This is a genomic window from Streptococcus pseudopneumoniae (genome assembly GCF_001072315.1).
Taxonomy (GTDB): domain Bacteria; phylum Bacillota; class Bacilli; order Lactobacillales; family Streptococcaceae; genus Streptococcus; species Streptococcus pseudopneumoniae_R.
Genome location: NZ_JVLI01000164.1, coordinates 1 through 2,066 on the forward strand (window position 1 = coordinate 1; position 2,066 = coordinate 2,066).

Genomic DNA, 2,066 nt, shown 5'->3' on the forward strand with positions numbered 1-2,066 from the left:
TTTACTTGCTCAGCCTTGACATCTACTAAAATTTCTGATAGTATTAATCTTACTGATAAACAAGTCCCAATTGTTTATCTTTATGAGAGGTACGTTGCTGCGTGCCTCTTTTTTTTATTGATAAGATTATTATACAATATTTATTACTATAAGTCAAGAGTTTACTGACTCCATGACATCTTATTTATTGATTTTTTTCCCTGCAAAACGTTGTTTGTCTCGCTGTTTTCGACCTTTCCAAGAAGCATTTACAATAGTTCCTAAACTCCTTGGGGCTTGATCGATTTTTTTGCGTACTTTTGCACTGCTCATTCCTTCTGAGTGATATTTTTCATATTCATTTCTCCAATTACCAAAAAATAAATCTCGGAGTTCTTGATTGTAAGACAACAAAATAAGATGGGACATAGCATCTGCATGATTTAATGACCAATACATTCCTCTATTTTTCATCCGATAACTGATTTTCCGATGCTGGCTTTCCATAATTCCTAAACTTGCTGTTTCTAGATTCCTCTGCTCAGGAGGTTGCATATATTTAAAATTACCAAGGATTCTATTCTTAAAAACCTTAAAAGTATCAATCTTCTTTTCGTTCTGATTAAGCAGGACGAATGATTCTAGTGTATCAATAGCTGTTTTCAATTTCTGCTTGCAGTGGCTATCTATGGCTTTCATAAATTGATCTAGTAGCTCTTCGGAATACGGTTTGACCAACTTTTTTATTTCTTTGTTTAGATGGTACCTATCCCAAAAATGTTGATGGTGCTCAATTCCTAGATCTTTTGATATCTCTTTAAATAAACGTGGAGTATATCCGTGCCCCATATCTGAATTAGTCACAAGTAGAGTATCTGACGTAATTTTAAAATGATTATAAATATAATCTACTACTCTTTTCCTTGCTATTCGATTATTGGGAGACACAATTTCCACCTTATCTTTTAAAATTTTCCTCTTTCCATACTCCTCCGTTCCGGTATGAATGACAAAATGAGATAATTCTTTATTCTGTTGTTCTTTTTCTCTTCCACTAACCTTTATCCAAACACCATCTCCTTCAAGATAAATGACAGGTGCCTCAATTTTCTTGACAACTACCTCATCACTATAGTAACGATAATCTTCTTTTTCATTTAACAACTGACTTGCTAGTTTAATTGCTTTTAACACTGTGTCTTTAGTAATATAAATCTGGTACATCAGTTCAATAACTTCCACAACTTTTCGATACGGTAACATTGTAGCTAGTTTGGTGATCTGATACAGCAATTCTTTGGAATAAGCAATACGTTTCTCCAGACCTAACTTTTCATCTACTGGAATCCTACATTTCCCATTCTTATACCAGCGCCTTCTTGAAAAAGTTACCTGACCAAACGTAAATGTAACGGTTCTCTCAGCATAGTTTACAAATTTGTAACCTCTAGCTCTCATTGTGGGAGCAATATAGTTGTCATAGTCACTTACAAATTTATGAAATCCTTGTAGATTTTTCTTCTTAAATTTCTCTACAAATTCTCTTTCATCAATAATTTTTGTATCCAAAATAAAAACACTCCCAACTAAAATCATAATAAAAAAGTATAAAGATTTTAGTTCGAGAGTTCAAATGTTTTTTGTCAGCAAAGATAAAAATCTGGTATTAAACCAGACCTTTAGGTAGTTAACAGTAATATCATCTCATAACTAATATGACTCATTTAACAACAAAAGCAGTAAGTTAAAATAAATGCAAAACGTAATTATAATTATATTTGTAATTACGTTTATAGTTATATTTGTATTTATAAATATAAACCCGTTTCTTCTCTGAATTGGCTTTTTTGATGATGATTTTCTTCTGCCTTTTGCTTAAACTGTTGCACCTTTTCTTAGCATTTATCTGACTTTTTTATGAAGTCCCCCTCTTTCTCATCATTGATAGCTCCTTCAAATCCTTTATTTTTAAGATAATTCATATAGAAAAGTTGCTCAGTTCGGAAATAATCAAATAATAGCTGTCTGTTATCATGAACCTGAAATGCTTCAAGCGCTGAATAATAAGTCGCCTTATTAATATCATC

At 32.0% G+C, this 2,066-nt stretch carries 1 protein-coding gene and 1 pseudogene; both read right to left on the reverse strand.

The features are described from left to right. Positions 1-180 precede the first annotated feature (180 nt). Positions 181-1,548 (reverse strand): ISLre2 family transposase, encoded by a 1,368-nt coding sequence (locus tag ADH54_RS09265; RefSeq protein WP_049524879.1) that lies wholly within the window; start codon positions 1,546-1,548, stop codon positions 181-183. Positions 1,549-1,874: 326 nt separating this feature from the next. Further along, positions 1,875-2,066, reverse strand: a pseudogene (locus tag ADH54_RS12290) (cell filamentation protein Fic); the annotation flags it as partial.